The sequence below is a fragment of the Aminobacter aganoensis genome, assembly GCF_014206975.1.
Taxonomy (GTDB): Bacteria; Pseudomonadota; Alphaproteobacteria; order Rhizobiales; family Rhizobiaceae; genus Aminobacter; species Aminobacter aganoensis.
This window is the reverse complement of record NZ_JACHOU010000002.1, coordinates 189,363-204,660: the sequence shown is the minus strand read 5'-3', so window position 1 is coordinate 204,660 and position 15,298 is coordinate 189,363. Positions and strand designations below refer to the sequence as shown.

Annotated in this window: 16 protein-coding genes; 10 read left to right on the top strand and 6 right to left on the bottom strand. The window is 64.3% G+C overall.

The window, feature by feature from the left end:
- Positions 1–116: 116 nt before the first annotated feature.
- Positions 117–539, bottom strand: coding sequence for a nucleoside-diphosphate kinase (gene ndk, locus GGR00_RS04895; protein WP_018427138.1), 423 nt, complete (start codon positions 537–539; stop codon positions 117–119).
- Between the two features lie 73 nt (positions 540–612).
- Positions 613–1,305, bottom strand: coding sequence for a glutathione S-transferase family protein (locus GGR00_RS04890; RefSeq protein WP_055978749.1), 693 nt, complete (start codon positions 1,303–1,305; stop codon positions 613–615).
- 60 nt (positions 1,306–1,365) lie between these two features.
- Here GGR00_RS04890 and GGR00_RS04885 point away from each other — a divergent pair, with 60 nt between their 5' ends.
- From GGR00_RS04885 to GGR00_RS04855, 7 genes are all read left to right on the top strand, one after another.
- Positions 1,366–1,878: a DinB family protein gene (locus tag GGR00_RS04885; RefSeq protein ID WP_055978752.1), complete on the top strand. Its 513-nt coding sequence runs from the start codon at positions 1,366–1,368 to the stop codon at positions 1,876–1,878.
- A 233-nt stretch (positions 1,879–2,111) separates the two neighbouring features.
- Positions 2,112–2,741, top strand: coding sequence for a hypothetical protein (locus GGR00_RS04880; RefSeq protein ID WP_082496664.1), 630 nt, complete (start codon positions 2,112–2,114; stop codon positions 2,739–2,741).
- 202 nt (positions 2,742–2,943) lie between these two features.
- Positions 2,944–4,218, top strand: coding sequence for an MFS transporter (locus tag GGR00_RS04875; protein ID WP_055978758.1), 1,275 nt, complete (start codon positions 2,944–2,946; stop codon positions 4,216–4,218).
- Between the two features lie 86 nt (positions 4,219–4,304).
- Complete coding sequence (locus GGR00_RS04870; protein WP_055979252.1) at positions 4,305–6,182, top strand: ABC-F family ATP-binding cassette domain-containing protein; 1,878 nt, start codon at positions 4,305–4,307, stop codon at positions 6,180–6,182.
- 66 nt (positions 6,183–6,248) lie between these two features.
- A complete protein-coding gene (locus tag GGR00_RS04865; RefSeq protein WP_055978761.1) occupies positions 6,249–8,354 on the top strand; it encodes a molybdopterin-containing oxidoreductase family protein in 2,106 nt (701 codons plus the stop codon).
- 103 nt (positions 8,355–8,457) lie between these two features.
- The gene (locus tag GGR00_RS04860) at positions 8,458–9,351 is read left to right on the top strand and encodes a cation diffusion facilitator family transporter (protein ID WP_055978764.1); all 894 of its coding nucleotides are present in this window, start codon (positions 8,458–8,460) and stop codon (positions 9,349–9,351) included.
- 107 nt (positions 9,352–9,458) lie between these two features.
- Positions 9,459–10,064 (top strand): hypothetical protein, encoded by a 606-nt coding sequence (locus GGR00_RS04855; protein WP_184698292.1) that lies wholly within the window; start codon positions 9,459–9,461, stop codon positions 10,062–10,064.
- Positions 10,065–10,069: 5 nt separating this feature from the next.
- Here GGR00_RS04855 and GGR00_RS04850 read toward each other — a convergent pair whose 3' ends face one another.
- Genes GGR00_RS04850 through purM form a run of 3 tightly spaced genes read right to left on the bottom strand, consistent with a single transcriptional unit; the run spans position 10,070 to position 12,380 of the window.
- On the bottom strand, positions 10,070–10,597 hold the full coding sequence (locus tag GGR00_RS04850) for a SixA phosphatase family protein (RefSeq protein WP_184698290.1): 528 nt from the start codon (positions 10,595–10,597) through the stop codon (positions 10,070–10,072).
- Between the two features lie 14 nt (positions 10,598–10,611).
- The gene (gene purN / locus GGR00_RS04845) at positions 10,612–11,319 is read right to left on the bottom strand and encodes a phosphoribosylglycinamide formyltransferase (protein WP_184698288.1); all 708 of its coding nucleotides are present in this window, start codon (positions 11,317–11,319) and stop codon (positions 10,612–10,614) included.
- The gene (purM, locus tag GGR00_RS04840; RefSeq protein ID WP_184698286.1) at positions 11,316–12,380 is read right to left on the bottom strand and encodes a phosphoribosylformylglycinamidine cyclo-ligase; all 1,065 of its coding nucleotides are present in this window, start codon (positions 12,378–12,380) and stop codon (positions 11,316–11,318) included. Before purM ends, purN begins: the two co-directional genes overlap by 4 nt.
- 193 nt (positions 12,381–12,573) lie before the next feature.
- Between purM and GGR00_RS04835 the strand changes: the two genes are divergently transcribed.
- The 3 genes from GGR00_RS04835 to hdaA are packed head-to-tail and all read left to right on the top strand — an operon-like array spanning position 12,574 to position 14,973.
- On the top strand, positions 12,574–13,131 hold the full coding sequence (locus tag GGR00_RS04835; RefSeq protein ID WP_055979255.1) for a CDP-alcohol phosphatidyltransferase family protein: 558 nt from the start codon (positions 12,574–12,576) through the stop codon (positions 13,129–13,131).
- Positions 13,103–14,269, top strand: coding sequence for an AI-2E family transporter (locus tag GGR00_RS04830; protein ID WP_184698284.1), 1,167 nt, complete (start codon positions 13,103–13,105; stop codon positions 14,267–14,269). The genes GGR00_RS04835 and GGR00_RS04830 overlap by 29 nt, the downstream gene beginning before the upstream one ends.
- Before the next feature lie 2 nt (positions 14,270–14,271).
- Entirely contained in the window at positions 14,272–14,973 is a 702-nt protein-coding gene (hdaA, locus tag GGR00_RS04825) for a DnaA regulatory inactivator HdaA (protein WP_343065521.1), read from the top strand.
- Positions 14,974–14,976: 3 nt separating this feature from the next.
- On the opposite strand, the gene GGR00_RS04820 is transcribed toward hdaA, so the two are convergent.
- On the bottom strand, positions 14,977–15,255 hold the full coding sequence (locus GGR00_RS04820) for a hypothetical protein (RefSeq protein ID WP_184698280.1): 279 nt from the start codon (positions 15,253–15,255) through the stop codon (positions 14,977–14,979).
- Positions 15,256–15,298 lie beyond the last annotated feature (43 nt).

Here is a 15,298-nt window from a genome sequence, read left to right as displayed (position 1 = left end):
AGCCATTGAAATAGCTTAGTCTTGCGATCTGGGAGAAGCCTTCGGAACAAAGAAAAAGCCGGGGCGCAGGCCCCGGCTTTCGATTCTGTATCAGTGGCTTGAGAGCCTCGGCTGAATCAGCCGACGACCTCGGTACCCGAGAACCAGTAGGCGATCTCTTCGGCAGCGGTCTCGGGAGCGTCCGAGCCGTGGACGGAGTTTTCGCCGATCGACAGGGCGTGGACCTTGCGGATGGTGCCTTCGGCAGCGTTGGCCGGGTTGGTGGCGCCCATCACTTCGCGGTTCTTGGCAATCGCGTTTTCGCCTTCGAGAACCTGGACGATCGTCGGGGCCGACGACATGAACTCGACGAGCTCGCCGAAGAAGGGACGTTCCTTGTGGACGGCGTAGAAGCCCTCGGCCTCGCGGCGGCTCATCCACACGCGCTTGGAAGCGACGACGCGCAGGCCGGCATCCTCGAGCATCTTGGTGATGGCGCCGGTCAGGTTGCGCCTGGTTGCGTCCGGCTTGATCATCGAAAAAGTGCGTTCGATCGCCATGATAGGTCCTTGTGATATGGGGATTTGCAGTGTGGCGGGCTCTATACAGGCCGCCCGCCGCATTGCCAAGGGGTCAGGCTGCCGCTGGCACGCTGCGTCCGAGTCCGGCGTGGAGATCGAGGCAGCGGCCGAACCACTCCGCGATGGGGTCGTTCGCGTCGATGGACTGGAATGCCGTGGCGACGCGCACCCACTGGAAGGCGCCGAACACGATGTAGTCGGCAAACAGCGGGCCGTCGCCGCCGATCCACCGCTGATAGGACAGCATGCTGCGCAGTGGTTCGAGCGCTGCCCGGAAGCTGGAGAGTCCCGCCTCGCGCCCTGCCGTAACCTCCTCCAGCGCTTTGCCGTAGCGCGCTTCGCGGCTGCTGCGGAAGTAGCCTGCATTGGCGTCGTCCTGCATGCCGTGCAGGGCGCCGAGAGCGGTAACGCCGAGATAGGGATGGATGGTCAGTTGCGACCAGCGCTCGATAAAGCGTGCATGTGCCTGGCCACCCTTGCCACCGAACAGCGTCGGTCGGTCGGGATAGGTCTCTTCGAGATAGAGCGCGATGGCGAAGGAATCGGACACGACCTTGTCGCCGTCGCGGATAACCGGGATGGTCGTCGAGACACCGCCTTCTATCCCGGGGACTTCGAGGAAGCGCGTCGGAACCGCGCGATAGTCGAGTCCCTTGTGGGCGAGTGCCATCGCCACCTTCCAGCAATGCGGGCTGAACGGGCGGGCCGCGTCGCGGCCGACGAGATCATAGAGCAGAATGGTCATTGGGTTCCCGATGGGCTGTAGTAAGGAGGGAATTGAATGCGAAGTGCCGAAGGATATCAGATGAAGCAGTATTTCATGATGTTGGCCGCCTACAATCAATGGGCCAACGAGCGGATTTACCAGGCCGCAGCCACGCTCGACGAAGAACAGTTCGCCCGCGATACCGGCGCTTTCTTCAAGTCGCTGAGGGGTACGCTCAACCATCTGCTGGTTGCCGACCGCATCTGGATGAAGCGCTTCACCGGCGAAGGCGATGCGCCGGCCGCCCTGGATACGATCGTCCATGCCGACTTCGACAAGCTGCGGGTGGCACGCAAGGCCGAGGACCAGCGCATCGTGGAATGGATCGGCTCGCTCAGCGATGCGGCATTTGCCGGCCGCTTCACCTACATGACCGTCACCGACATGCGCACCATTTCCCAGCGGCTGGCGCCGGCGCTGGTGCACCTCTTCAATCACCAGACCCACCATCGCGGACAGGCCCATATGATCCTGACAGTTCTCGGTCGGGAGTCGGTCGGCCTCGACCTCATTCAGTTTCAGAGAACGGAAGATGGCAGGGCGTTTGCGTAAAATAGAATTAAATTTTTATATTTTAAAAATGAAATATAAAAATCGTTTGAGAATTTACTATCGCAAGTAGATGCGGTCGATTGCGCAGAGAAAATCTAAGGAAAACAAGAAATCGATGAAACTTATTCCTGCGGTGTGACGTTGGTTGAAGTGCAGCCGGTTTCAGGTGACTGGTTGTTGCATTTGGCAACCACAGGGAGAAGGACATGGCATATTGTTGTTCAACGACTCTTGTGAAAGCTCTGGCAGGGGGCGTCGTCCTTGCCGCGTTGAGCCTGCCGGCGACGGCACTCGAGATCGGCAGCCGTAGCGGCGGCCTCGGCGTCTCTGTCGATTCTAAGGGCATCGGCGCGACGGTGGGCGGATCGGGCGGCGTCAACGCAGACGTCGGCCTGGGCAGCGGCGGCAGCAAGGGGCTCGCCGGCGCGGATGTCAGCGCCTCGGTCGGCGGCTCGAAGGGCATCAACGCCAATGTCGGCGCCAATGTGGGCAGCAGCAAGGGCCTGGTCGATGCCAAGGCCAATGCCACTGTCGGCGGATCGCGCGGGCTCAACGCCAATCTCGGGGCCAATGTCGGCGGCAATGGCAGCCTGGCCAAGGTCAGTACCAATGTCGGACTGGGCGGCAGCACGTTGCTCGACCTCGGCGTCAACGTCGGCGGTCCCGGCATTGCCGGCCCTGGCGGTCCCGGTGGACCCGGCGGCCCGGGCGTTCCCGGCATTAATCCTGGCGTGATCAAAGGCATGAGCGCGGCGCAGGTGGCGGCCTACGTCAAGCGCTGCAAGATGGTTCTGTCGAACCCGATGGCCTTTGAAAGCGACCTGCGCGAGCTCTGCAAGCTGCTGCGCACCGCCAGCCGCTGAGGCGCCCAATCAGACTTTTCGGACGGCCCGCGATCTGCGGGCCGTTTCGTTTTCCAGGAGCGAAATGTCATGAGCCTGTCTGGATCATGACATCCTGCCGTTGCGGCCGCTTGCCTTCTCGCCCCGGGTGAGACAGAGGGATGCGACGGTCAGCCACGGATTTCATATCCCATTGGCGACCGCGATTTTCGAACCACGGGGAATGCCCTTGCGCGCCTTCGGCAAAAAGACCGGCCAGGCAATCGTGCTGCTGCTCATCGCGGGCTCCGGCATGGTGGCGATCGCGCGCGGCATGACACTGACCTTCCTGGCCATCCGCCTTCAGAAGGATTTCGGCCTCGGCCCGGCAACCATCGGCATGCTGATCGGCGCCGGTCCGTTGCTTGGCGCCGCCGCCAGCCCCTTTGCAGGAACGCTGTCCGACCGCATCGGCCGCCGCAGCGTGCTGACTGTGGCGCTGTTGTTCGCCGGTCTCGGGCTGGTCGGCCTGGGGCTGGCGCAATCTGTCGCCGCATTTGCCATTGCCCACATCGTCTCGTCGGTGGCTGCCGCCGTCTACGAACCTGTCTCCCGTGCGCTGATGAGCGATGCGGCGCCCGAACAGCTCAGGCTCAAGGTGTTTTCCTGGCGTTATCTGGTGATCAATGCCGGCTGGGCCGTCGGGCCGATGATCGGCATCGCCATCGGCGCCAATTCGCCGATGCCGTTCTTCATCGCCGGTACGGTGCACTTCGCCTTCTCGGCCGCGATCTTCCTCATCGTCCCGGCCGTCTTCGTCGGTACGGCTGGAGCCAATGCGGCTGCGCAGATGCCAGGCTTCCGCCGCTTGCTCGCGACTTTGCGCGACCGCAGGCTGATCTTCTACCTCGGTGGCGGCACGCTGCTGCTGGCCGTCTACGGCCAATGGTCGGTAACCCTGTCGCAGTATCTCACCACCAGCCTGGAAGACGGCGTCACGATCTTTGCCTGGCTGGTGACCACCAACGCGGCGGTGGTGGTTCTTGCCACGGCACCGGCGCGGATGGTGATCGAGCGCATCGGGCCGATGAAGGCAATGGTGCTCGGCTGCCTGCTGTTTCTCGGCGGCGAGGTCGGTTTTGCCTTTGCCACCAGCGCCACCATGCTGATCGGCTTCATGGTGCTGTTCACCATCGGCGAGGTCCTGGTGGTTCCCTCGGAATATGTGCTGGTCGACCGGATCTCGAACGACGGCAACCGCGGGGCCTATTTCGGCGCACATTCGCTGTGCTCGGTGGGCAATTTCTTCGGGCCGCTGCTCGGTGGAATGATGCTCGGCATGTTTGGCGGGCAAGGCATGTTCATGCTCTTTGCGGCCTTCGCTGCCGGCTCGGCCGTGCTCTTCGCTCTTGGCTACGCTTCGCCGCCCCCTGCCTCGCTGGATGGCCGTGCCGCCGTTCTCGGTAGTGAGGCGAGCGAAGGCGCCATGCACCGCATGGGCAGGCCGGCTATCGCCTGAACCCAAGGCATTTTCGACCATGCGTTGCGTCTAACGTGCGCAGCGCACCCTTGCCATTGCTGCAACTCTCGGCCAAAACCGCCGCCATGCTTATCATCAACGATCTTTCCCTCCGTATCGCCGGACGCCTTCTCCTCGACCACGCGTCGCTGACCTTGCCTGCCGGTACCAAGGCCGGCCTCGTCGGCCGCAACGGCACCGGCAAGACGACGCTGTTCAAGGCGATCACCGGCGATTTCAGTTCGGAAACCGGCAGCATCAGCCTGCCCAAGAACACCCGCATCGGCCAGGTGGCGCAGGAAGCGCCCGGCACCGAGGAGCCGCTGATCGAGATCGTGCTCAAGGCCGATGTCGAGCGCACGGCACTTCTCGCCGAGGAGCAGACGGCAACCGACCCGCATCGCATCGCCGAGATTCACATCCGTTTGGCCGACATCGAGGCGCATTCGGCCGAATCCCGCGCGGCGACAATTCTCGCCGGCCTCGGCTTCGACGATGAGGCGCAACGCCGTCCGGCTTCGTCCTTTTCGGGCGGCTGGCGCATGCGCGTGGCGCTGGCGGCGGTGTTGTTTTCTGAGCCCGATCTGTTGCTGCTCGACGAACCGACCAACTATCTCGATCTCGAAGGCACGCTGTGGCTCGAGAACTATGTGTCGAAGTACCCGCACACCGTTCTATTGATCAGCCACGACCGCGATCTGCTCAACCGCGCGGTCAATTCGATCGTCCATCTCGACCAGAAGAAGATGACCTTCTGGCGCGGCGGCTACGACCAGTTCGAGCGCCAGATCGCCGAGCAGCGCGAGCTGCAGGAAAAGGGCCGCGTCAAGCAGGAAGCGGCGCGCAAGCACCTGCAATCCTTCGTCGACCGTTTCCGCGCCAAGGCATCGAAGGCGCGCCAGGCGCAGTCGCGCATCAAGGCGCTGGAGAAGATGAAGCCGATCGCGGCGCTGATGGAGGACAATGTCAGGCCGTTCAGCTTTCCCGAACCGGTGAAGACCGTGGCGTCGCCGATCGTCGCGCTCAATGCCGTCAATGTCGGCTATCAGGCCGACAAGCCGATCCTCAAGAAGATGACGCTGCGCATCGATGCCGACGACCGCATTGCGCTTCTCGGCGCCAACGGCAACGGCAAGTCGACCTTTGCCAAGCTTCTGGCGGGGCGCCTGAAGGCCGAGACCGGCTCGGTGACCGTCGCGCCGGGACTCAAGGTCGCGATCTTCGCCCAGCACCAGCTCGACGATTTGAGGCCCGAGGAAAATGCCTACGAGCATGTCCGCCGGCTGATGCCTGAGGCGCCGGAATCGAAGGTGAGGGCCCGGGTCGCCCAGTTCGGACTGCCCACGGAGAAGATGAACACCGCCGCCAAGGACCTCTCCGGTGGCGAAAAGGCGCGCCTGCTGATGGGGCTTTCCGCCTTTGACGGACCGAATCTGTTCATCCTCGACGAGCCCACCAACCACCTCGACATCGACAGCCGCGAGGCGTTGATCATGGCGCTCAACGAGTTTCCAGGCGCCGTCATCCTGATCAGCCACGACCGCCATCTTCTCGAGGCCACGGCCGACCGGCTGTGGCTGGTCAAGGACGGGTCGGTCAATCCGTATGACGGCGATCTCGAAGACTACAAGACGCTGGTGACCGGCGTGTCGGGCGACCGGCGCGAGAAGCGCGAGGCCGACAAGGCGTCCAAGGCCGACAAGCGGCGCGAGGCCGCGGCGCGGCGTGCCGCCCTCGAGCCGCTGGCCAAGGAAATCCGTGCCACCGAGGCGCTGATGGACCGCATCCGCAAGCGGATCGACACCATCGAGGACCAGCTTGCCGATCCGAAGCTCTACGAGAAGGACCCGACGACCGCGACGCAGCTTGCCAAGGAGCGCTCGCAACTCGGCGCCCAGCTCAACGGCCATGAGGAAAAATGGCTGACGATGTCGGCTGAATATGAGGAAGGCATCGCGGAATAGGCTGGCGGTCAGACCATTGTCGGATTGGCCCTACACGCCAATCCGACATCAGGGTAAAAGGGCGCCATGAACCAGCACGCCAAGATCAGGGTCGGCCATTCCGCCTGTCCGCATGACTGCCCCTCGACCTGCGCGCTCGACGTCGAACTGCTCGACGACAAGCGCATTGGCCGGGTGCACGGCGCCAAGGACAACAGCTACACGGCTGGCGTGATCTGCGCCAAGGTCGCGCGTTATGCCGACCGCGTCCACCATCCCGACCGTTTGCTGAAGCCGCTGATCCGCGCCGGCGCCAAGGGCGACGGCCACTGGAAGGAAGCGAGCTGGGAAGCGGCACTCGACCTCGTCGCCGAAAAATTCATCGCCGCCGAGGAGAAGTACGGCTCGGAGACCGTCTGGCCCTATTTCTACGCCGGCACGATGGGGCTGGTGCAGCGCGACGGCATCGAGCGGCTGCGACACGCCAAGAAGTACTCGGGCTTCTTCGGCTCGATCTGCACCAACCTGGCCTGGACCGGCTATGTGATGGGCACGGGCGCGCTACGCGGATCCGACCCGCGCGAGATGGGCAAGTCCGACTGCGTGGTGATCTGGGGCACCAATGCCGTGGTCACCCAGGTCAATGTGATGACGCATGCGATCAAGGCGCGCAAGGAACGCGGGACCAGGATCGTCGTTATCGACATCTACGAGACGGCCACCATGAAGCAGGCCGACATGGGCCTGGTGCTGAAGCCCGGCACCGACGCCGCCCTGGCCTGCGCTGTCATGCATGTGCTGTTCCGCGATGGCCTTGCCGACCGGCCTTATCTCGAAAAATACACCGACGACCCCAAGGGCCTGGAAGCGCACCTGCGCGACAGGACGCCGGAATGGGCGGCTGGCATCACCGGCCTGTCGGTCGACGATATCGAGGCCTTCGCCCGGCTCGTCGGCACCACCAAGAAGACGTTCTTCCGCCTCGGCTACGGCTTTTCGCGTCAACGCAACGGCTCGGTCAACATGCATGCCGCGCTGTCGATCCCGGCGGTGACGGGGGCCTGGCAGCATGAAGGCGGCGGCGCTTTCCACTCCAATTCGGGCATCTTCAAGCTCAATGGCGAGCTGCTCGAAGGCACCAAGTTTCGCGATCCCAAGATCCGCTACCTCGACCATTCGCGCATCGGCCCGGTGCTGACAGGTGCCGAGGATGCGCTATATGGCGGCCCGCCGGTGACGGCGCTGCTGGTCCAAAATACCAATCCGATGAATGTCGCGCCCGAGCAGCGCCTGGTGCGCCAGGGCTTCCTGCGCGACGACCTGTTCGCTTGCGTGCATGAGCAGTTCATGACCGACACCGCGAAGGTCGCCGACGTCGTGCTGCCGGCGACGATGTTCCTCGAGCATGACGATATCTACAAGGGCGGCGGCAACCAGCACATCACGCTGGGTCCGAAGCTGATCGACCCGCCGGAGGGGCCGGGCACCAATCACTACGTCATCGAGGAACTGGGCAAGCGGCTTGGCGTGGCGCATCTGCCCGGCTTCGGCATGACCGAACGCGAGCACATCGACGTCATACTGACGAAGAAGGGGCTCGGCGATTTCGCTTCGTTCAAGGACAAGAAATGGGCGGACATGCAGCCCGAGTTCGAGGACGCGCATTTCCTCAACGGGTTCGGCCATCCCGACGGCAAGTTCCGCTTCAAGCCGCAGTGGAATGGCGGTTCGGCGCCCAACAAGCCGCCGAAGAGCATGGGCATTTTCGGGCCCTACCAGCAACTGCCGGAGTTCCCCGACCATGTCGATCTGATCGAGGTGGCCGATGCCGAGCATCCGTTCCGGCTGGCGACCTCCCCGGCGCGCAACTTCCTCAATTCGACCTTCGCCGAGACGCCTGTGTCGCGCGAGAAGGAAGGGCGGCCCGAATTGCTGATCCATCCCGAGGATGCCGCGGCGATGGGCGTTTCAACGGGCGACCGCGTCGAAATCGGCAACACGCGCGGCGAAGTCGTGCTGCATGCGAAACTGTTCGACAAGATCCAGCGTGGCGTGGTCATCGCCGAGGGCATCTGGCCGAATTCGGATCATGAGCGCGGCGAGGGCATCAATGTGCTGACCGGTGCCGACGCGCCGGCGCCCTATGGCGGTGCGGCCGTGCACGACAACAAGGTTTGGGTGCGCGCGGTGTAGATGCGCTCACCCACGACAAGGTGATCCGCGGTGAGGGCGGAAGGGGTTTTCAATTCCGCCCGTCTCCCCAATATGGCGCCAGCGCGGCGCGAGGGGACGAACGATGAGCGGCGATCACGATCACGGCGACATGCAGAACACGCCGGAGACCAGGCTCTGGCTGGCATTCGGCTTGACCGGCGGCTTCATGATCGCCGAGGTTGTCGGCGGCATCGTCACCGGCAGCCTGGCGCTGATCTCCGATGCCATGCACATGGCGACCGACGCCATGGCGCTGGCGATCGCGCTGATCGCCATCAAGGTGGGCCGGCGCGCCGCCGACCTGTTGCGCACCTATGGCTACGCCCGCTTCGAGATCCTGGCCGCGGCGTTCAATGCGCTGGTGCTGCTCGGCATAGCCTTCTACATCCTCTACGAGGCCTATGAGCGGCTCAACCAGCCGACCGAGATCGCCTCGCTCGGCATGCTCGTCGTCGCCGTCATCGGCCTTGCCGTCAATTTCACGTCGATGCGCCTGCTGACCGGGCACAAGGACAAGAGCCTCAACGTCAAGGGCGCCTATCTCGAAGTCTGGGCCGACATGCTGGGTTCGGTCGGCGTCATAGCCGGCGCGCTCGTCATCTGGTTCACCGGCTGGCAGTGGGTGGATTCGCTGATCGCCGTCGGCATCGGCTTCATGGTGTTCCCGCGCACCTGGGTACTCCTCAAGGAATGCGTCAACATCCTGCTCGAAGGCGTGCCGCCCGGCATGAACCTGGCCGAGGTCGAGCAAGCCGTTGCCACCGTACCGGGTGCGGACTCGGTGCACGACCTGCATCTCTGGGCGATCACCCAGAGCAAGGCGTCGCTGACGGCCCATGTGGTACTGGAGGAAGGTGCCGACGCCGAGACGGTGCGCCGTGCGATCGAAGCCCGCTTGCAGGACAAGTTCGACCTTCACCACACCACGCTGCAGATGGAGCGCGAGAACTGCGCGCCGCTGGAGAGCATCCACTGAGCTGCGTCATTCTGTCTTGCCGTCTACGTTGCCCTTGAAGCTCTAGTAACTAGAGATCCTATGCTTTCCGGGCTGACTTCAGGCTCGGCACTCAAAGGAGACAGTCGATGGGTGGACATGGCTTCAGGAACGGCAAGCATGGCGGGAAGTCGAAAGGCCGAGGCTATGGCACCGAGTTTCGCCGCAGCGACGGCAAGGGCCGTGGAGGGCTGCTGCTCGCCGCAGCCCTCGCCACATTGGGATCCAAGAACGCCTCCGATGACAAGGACCCCGACAGGCGTGGCGTCGAGAACGACAATTGGGGCGCTGGCGAATACGGGTCGCAGGGCCGGCCGTTCGGCCGCAGCGCCAATGCGCGGCCCGAACCTCGGTCGAAACGGCCGAAATTGCGCCTGGGCGCAGCACTCGTCGCGCTGGTCCTGTGGTCCTTGTTTGCCTGGGTCGGCTACGGCCTCGTCGACAGCATTCTTGCCTGGGCGTCTTCCAATGTCGGCGCGCTTGTCGAGACCGGCAAAGACGCCGCGGCTGCGACCGGCATCGGCAAGGAGGTCGTTGGCGCCGTGGACAGCGTCCAGACCACGGGCTTTCTCGCCGGATTGGCCAATCTTGTCGGCGTGGTGCTGCGCCCGCTGATTGTCGTCGCGTGGGCGCTGGGCGCCGCCTTGATCCTGGCGATGCCCTGGCTGGTGTCGTTGCTGCGCCGCCGGTTCTGATGCCTTTAGCCCAGATCCCTGGGCTTGAGAAAATGTGTCAGTCGGGCGCTGCCGAATTGCAGCCCGTCCCAGGCGCCCTCGAACTCGAAGCGGGCCAGCGCTGCTGTCGGGAATTTCTCGGTCATGGACCGAAGTGCCTGGCCGTCCGAGCCGGGGCCGGCAACCTCGCGCGCAAAGTCCTCGAGGCCGGGATTGTGGCCAACCACCAGCAGCGTTCGCACCGAGGCGGGAGCGGCCTGCGCCTCCGCCAGCACGGCGTGCGCCGACGCCTCATAGAGCCCGTGTGGGAAATCGGCTGGGGGCAGGGGGCGCGGCCATGCTGCCGAGGCCAGCTGCCATGTCTGCAACGTACGGAGCGCGGGGGAAACGAGCACGAGGTCGGGCAGCCAGCCACGGCCGGCGATCTCCGCCCCCATCATTGGCGCCGATTTTTCGCCCCGCTGTGCGAGCGGACGGTCAAAATCGGGGAGCGCGGCATCGTCCCAGCTCGACTTGGCATGGCGCAGAAGCAGCAGTTGCCTGGTCTTCGCCATGCCGTTTTCCCCGTTCAGGGCGTGATGCGTGCCAGCTGTTCGAAGTCGACCTCTTCTCGGGCCGGGCTCGGGGCCTCGACCGATGCGTGGCTCGTCGTCTCGGCAAAGCCCGAAAACGCCGAGCGTCTGCCATCCATGCGCACCTTGCCTTCGGCGAAGAGCTTGAGGGCGAGGGGGTAGAGCCTGTGCTCGGCCCTGAGCACGCGGGCCGAAAGCGTCGGCTCGTCGTCGTCGATCAGAACGGGCACGGCCGCCTGGGCGATGATCGGACCGTCGTCCATGGCTGGCGTGACGAAATGAACCGTGCAGCCATGGACGCGGATGCCGGCATCGAGCGCGCGGCTGTGCGTATCAAGACCCTTGAACGAAGGCAGCAGTGCCGGGTGGATGTTGATCATCCGCCCCTGCCACTTCTCGACGAACTCGGTCGTCAGAAGCCGCATGTAGCCGGCAAGGGCGACGATCTCGGCGCCGAAAGTGGCAAGCGCTGCATCGATGGCCGCGTCATGGGCATCCTTGCTGGCATGGTCGGCGCGGGTGATGACCTTGGTGGCGACGCCGCGGCTGGCTGCAATGCCGAGGCCGAGCGCGTTTGCCTGGTCGGAGATGACGCCGACGATCTCGGCCGGAAAGGCCGGATCGGCCGCTGCGTCGATCAGCGCGGCCATGTTGGAACCGCGGCCGGAGATCAGGATGACGGTGCGTTTGCGCGGCGCATTCATAGGGCGAGCGACCCGCGATAGATCACGCCGGTGTCGCGGCGCGGCACGATGCGGCCGATCGGCGTGACCGTTTCACCCGCCTCCTGCAGCACAGCTGCGACCTGTGCGGCCTGGCCGGCGGCTACGACCGCGATCATGCCGACGCCGCAGTTGAAGGTGCGCATCATTTCTTCCGGCGCGACGCCGCCGGTCTCTGCCAGCCACAAGAACACGCGCGGCACTTCGATCGCCGAGAGATCGAGCTCGGCCGAGAATTCCTTGGGCAACACCCTGGGAATGTTTTCGGGGAAGCCGCCGCCGGTGATGTGGGCCAGCGCTTTGATGCCGTGCGTCTCGCGGATCGCCTTGAGCAGCGACTTGACGTAGATGCGGGTCGGCTCGAGCAGTGCTTCGGCGAGCGTCGGCCCGTCGGCGAAGGGCGCGCGGTCAGCCCATTTGACGCCGGATTTCTCGACGATGCGGCGGACAAGCGAATAGCCGTTGGAGTGCACGCCCGAGGAGGCGAGGCCAAGCAGCACGTCGCCCTCGACCACGTCGTCGGTCGGCAGGAGTTGTCCACGCTCGGCGGCACCGACGGCGAAGCCGGCGAGGTCGTAGTCGTTGCCGTGATACATGCCCGGCATTTCGGCGGTTTCGCCGCCGATCAGCGCGCAGCCGGCCTGGCGGCAGCCCTCGGCGATGCCTGAGACGATGTCGGCGCCCTGGTTGGGATCGAGCTTGCCGGTGGCGAAGTAGTCGAGAAACAGCAACGGCTCGGCGCCCTGGACGACGATGTCGTTGACGCACATGGCGACGAGGTCGACGCCTATGGTGTCGTGCTTGCCGGCATCGATGGCGATCTTGAGCTTGGTGCCGACGCCGTCATTGGCCGCGACCAGGATCGGGTCGCTGAAACCCGCCGCCTTGAGGTCGAACAGGCCGCCGAAGCCGCCGATCTCGCCATCCGCACCTGGCCGGCGCGTGGAGCGCACCAGCGGTTTGATCTTCTCGACCATCAGGTTCCCGGCGTCGATGTCGACGCCCGCCTGCGCGTAGGTGAGACCCTTGCTGCCTTCGCTCATCGTCAAAATCCTGATGTCCTACGCCTTTTGCGCGCTATTCGCATGAACGGCCCGTTCCCGCAAGCGACAGTGGCCCGGTGCGACCGGATGCGCCTGTCAAAGCCGTGGACAGGGCTCGCTACCCTGCCTGTCTCTTGCGGTCCGGTGAACTGTCGCCCATGTATCGGGAAAAGACAAAGGGTGGATGTCCATTGTGACCATTCCGAACATGATCACCATCATGAGGCTCATTCTGGTGCCGTGCGTGATCTATGCCATGCTCTCGGCGCGATGGGACTGGGCCTTTGCCGGTTTTGTCATTGCCGGTGTCTCGGACGGCGTCGACGGTTTCATCGCCCGCCATTTCAACCAGCGTTCCGAGCTCGGCGCCTATCTCGACCCGATTGCCGACAAGCTGCTGCTGGTCAGCGTCTTCGTCGTGCTCGGCATCATGGATCACTTGCCGTTGTGGCTTGTGATCCTCGCCGTGTCGCGCGATGCGTTGATCGTCTGCGCGGTGTTGCTGTCGACGGTGATGGGCAATCCGGTGGTGGTCAAGCCGCTGATGGTGTCCAAGGTCAACACCGCGATGCAGATCGTCCTGGCGGCGATTGTCCTTGCCGAACTTGCCTTTACCTTCGAACTTGGCCCCGTTCGGCCGGCGTTGATAATACTGTCCGGCCTCTTGACCGTGGCTTCCGCGGCAGCCTATCTCGTGGCTTGGCTGAGGCACATGAGCGGTTATGGCGAAGGCGAAACTCCCAACCGATGACGAGGCGGCCGAAGAGGCCGCGTCCGCGGCATTCCGCAAGCAGATCCGCTTTTGGCTGATCACCGCCGTCCTGTTCGCCGGTTTCCTCTATTTGTTCAGCAACATCCTGCTGCCTTTCGTGGCCGGCATGGCGCTTGCCTATTTCCTCGACCCGGTCGCCGACAGGCTGCAGCGGCTTGGCCTGTCGCGCATCATGGCGACGGTGGTGATCCTCGTCTGCTTTATCGTCTTGCTGACGTTGGCGCTGGTGGTGCTGATTCCGGTGCTGGCCTCGCAGATGGCGGATTTCGCGGCCAAGGTGCCGGGCTATGTCGAGAAACTCCAGCAACTGGTCACAAATTTCGACCCGCAATGGCTGGAACAGCGCTTCGGCGTCGACGCGGCCGGTCTGCGCGAAGGCCTCAACTCGCTGCTGAGTACCGGCTTCGGCTTCCTGTCGACCGTCTTCCAGTCGATCTGGAGTTCGGGCGTCGCGCTGTTTACCATCGCCAGCCTGTTCGTCATCACGCCAGTCGTGGCCTTCTACATGCTGCTCGACTGGGACCGCATGGTTGCCGTCGTCGACAGCTGGGTGCCGCGCGACCACGTCGAGACGGTGCGCCGGCTTGCCATCGACATCAACGCCGCGACTGCGGGCTTTGTCCGCGGCCAGGGCACGCTCTGCCTGGTGCTCGGCGTGATGTATGCCATCGGCCTGACGCTGACAGGGCTGAACTTCGGCGTTCTCATCGGCCTGTTCGCCGGGCTGATCAGCTTCATTCCCTATGTCGGCTCGATGGTCGGGCTGGTGCTGTCGGTCGGCGTCGCCTTCGTGCAGTTCTGGCCGGACTGGACCATGGTGGTGGCCGTGGCTGCGGTCTTCTTCGTCGGTCAGTTCATCGAGGGCAACATTCTGCAGCCGCGGCTGGTCGGCAAGAGTGTCGGCCTGCATCCGGTCTGGCTGATGTTCGCGCTGTTCGCGTTCGGTGCGCTGTTCGGCTTTGTCGGCTTGCTGGTAGCCGTGCCCGCCGCTGCTGCCGTCGCTGTTCTGGTCCGCTTTGCCATTGGGCGCTATCTGGAGTCGCCGCTCTATCACGGCCATGCGGTGCCGCCGCCTGTCGAGGCCCGCAAGGCGAGCGGGTCCAACCCGGATAAATGAACGTGTCGCGCGAGCCTCGGAAACCGCGCCAGCTGCCGCTCGACCTCGGCCATTCGCCGGGGTTCTCACGCGACGATCTCGTCGTCTCCGCAGCCAATGCCCAGGCGGCCTCGCTGATCGATCGATGGCCGGCATGGCCGGCGCCGGTGGTTCTGCTGGCCGGTCCGGCTGGATCGGGCAAGACGCACCTAGCTGCGATCTGGCGCGAGCATGCCGGAGCGGTCGAAATATCGGGTTCCGACATCGCGGCCCATATCGGCGAGATCGGTGCTGCGCCGGTTCTGATCGACGACGTCGATCGGGGCAGGCTCGACCAGGACGGCCTGTTCCACCTCATCAACACCGTGCGCGGTGCCGGCTCCCATTTGCTGCTGACGGCACGCAGCTTTCCTGCCGCCTGGGGCGTCACGCTTCCCGATCTCGCCTCGCGCCTGAAGGCGGCAGCGACGGTCGAGATCGAGGAGCCGGACGACCTGCTTTTGGCAGGCGTCATCACCAAGCTGTTCGCCGACCGCCAGGTCGAAGTCGATCCGCATGTCGTGCAGTTCCTGGTTCGGCGAATCGAGCGATCGCTGTCGACGGCCATCCGCGTCGTCGACCGCCTTGACCGCGCGGCACTCGAGCAGAAGACCCGCATCACACGGGCGCTTGCCGCCGAGACGGTCGGTGCGTTCGATGCCGGGCAGGGCGAACTGGAGCTCTAACCGTCAGGCCAAGCGCGAGTACAGTGCCTTTGCGCCGAGCAGGACGGCGAGGATCGTCGCATTCGAGGCGAGACCGACGAGGACCGATGTCGGGGTGTCGATTGCGCTGTTCGCCCCGATGCTGAGAGGGATCAGCACGGCGACGAAGACGATGCCCAAGGCGATTGGGATCCAGCGATTGAGCGTTTGAGCGGTGTTTGCTGCGGTTAGCACCAGCGCGATCAGCAACCCGATGCGGAACGGGTCGATGAGCTGCGCGAGATAGATGTCGAGATACGGCACTTTTGTTCCTCCCCGGACCAGATGCGCAGGTCATCGGCCAGCT

Excerpts from the sequence above, each read along its gene's own strand:
- purM (WP_184698286.1), bottom strand. The coding sequence starts at position 12,380 with ATGAGCGAAGGCAGCAAGGGTCTCACCTACGCGCAGGCGGGCGTCGAC.
- GGR00_RS04870 (WP_055979252.1), top strand. The coding sequence starts at position 4,305 with ATGCTTATCATCAACGATCTTTCCCTCCGTATCGCCGGACGCCTTCTC.
- ndk (WP_018427138.1), bottom strand. The coding sequence starts at position 539 with ATGGCGATCGAACGCACTTTTTCGATGATCAAGCCGGACGCAACCAGG.
- GGR00_RS04875 (WP_055978758.1), top strand. The coding sequence starts at position 2,944 with ATGCCCTTGCGCGCCTTCGGCAAAAAGACCGGCCAGGCAATCGTGCTG.
- GGR00_RS04855 (WP_184698292.1), top strand. The coding sequence starts at position 9,459 with ATGGGTGGACATGGCTTCAGGAACGGCAAGCATGGCGGGAAGTCGAAA.
- GGR00_RS04885 (WP_055978752.1), top strand. The coding sequence starts at position 1,366 with ATGAAGCAGTATTTCATGATGTTGGCCGCCTACAATCAATGGGCCAAC.
- GGR00_RS04850 (WP_184698290.1), bottom strand. The coding sequence starts at position 10,597 with ATGGCGAAGACCAGGCAACTGCTGCTTCTGCGCCATGCCAAGTCGAGC.
- GGR00_RS04830 (WP_184698284.1), top strand. The coding sequence starts at position 13,103 with ATGGCGAAGGCGAAACTCCCAACCGATGACGAGGCGGCCGAAGAGGCC.
- GGR00_RS04865 (WP_055978761.1), top strand. The coding sequence starts at position 6,249 with ATGAACCAGCACGCCAAGATCAGGGTCGGCCATTCCGCCTGTCCGCAT.
- GGR00_RS04860 (WP_055978764.1), top strand. The coding sequence starts at position 8,458 with ATGAGCGGCGATCACGATCACGGCGACATGCAGAACACGCCGGAGACC.
- purN (WP_184698288.1), bottom strand. The coding sequence starts at position 11,319 with ATGAATGCGCCGCGCAAACGCACCGTCATCCTGATCTCCGGCCGCGGT.
- GGR00_RS04890 (WP_055978749.1), bottom strand. The coding sequence starts at position 1,305 with ATGACCATTCTGCTCTATGATCTCGTCGGCCGCGACGCGGCCCGCCCG.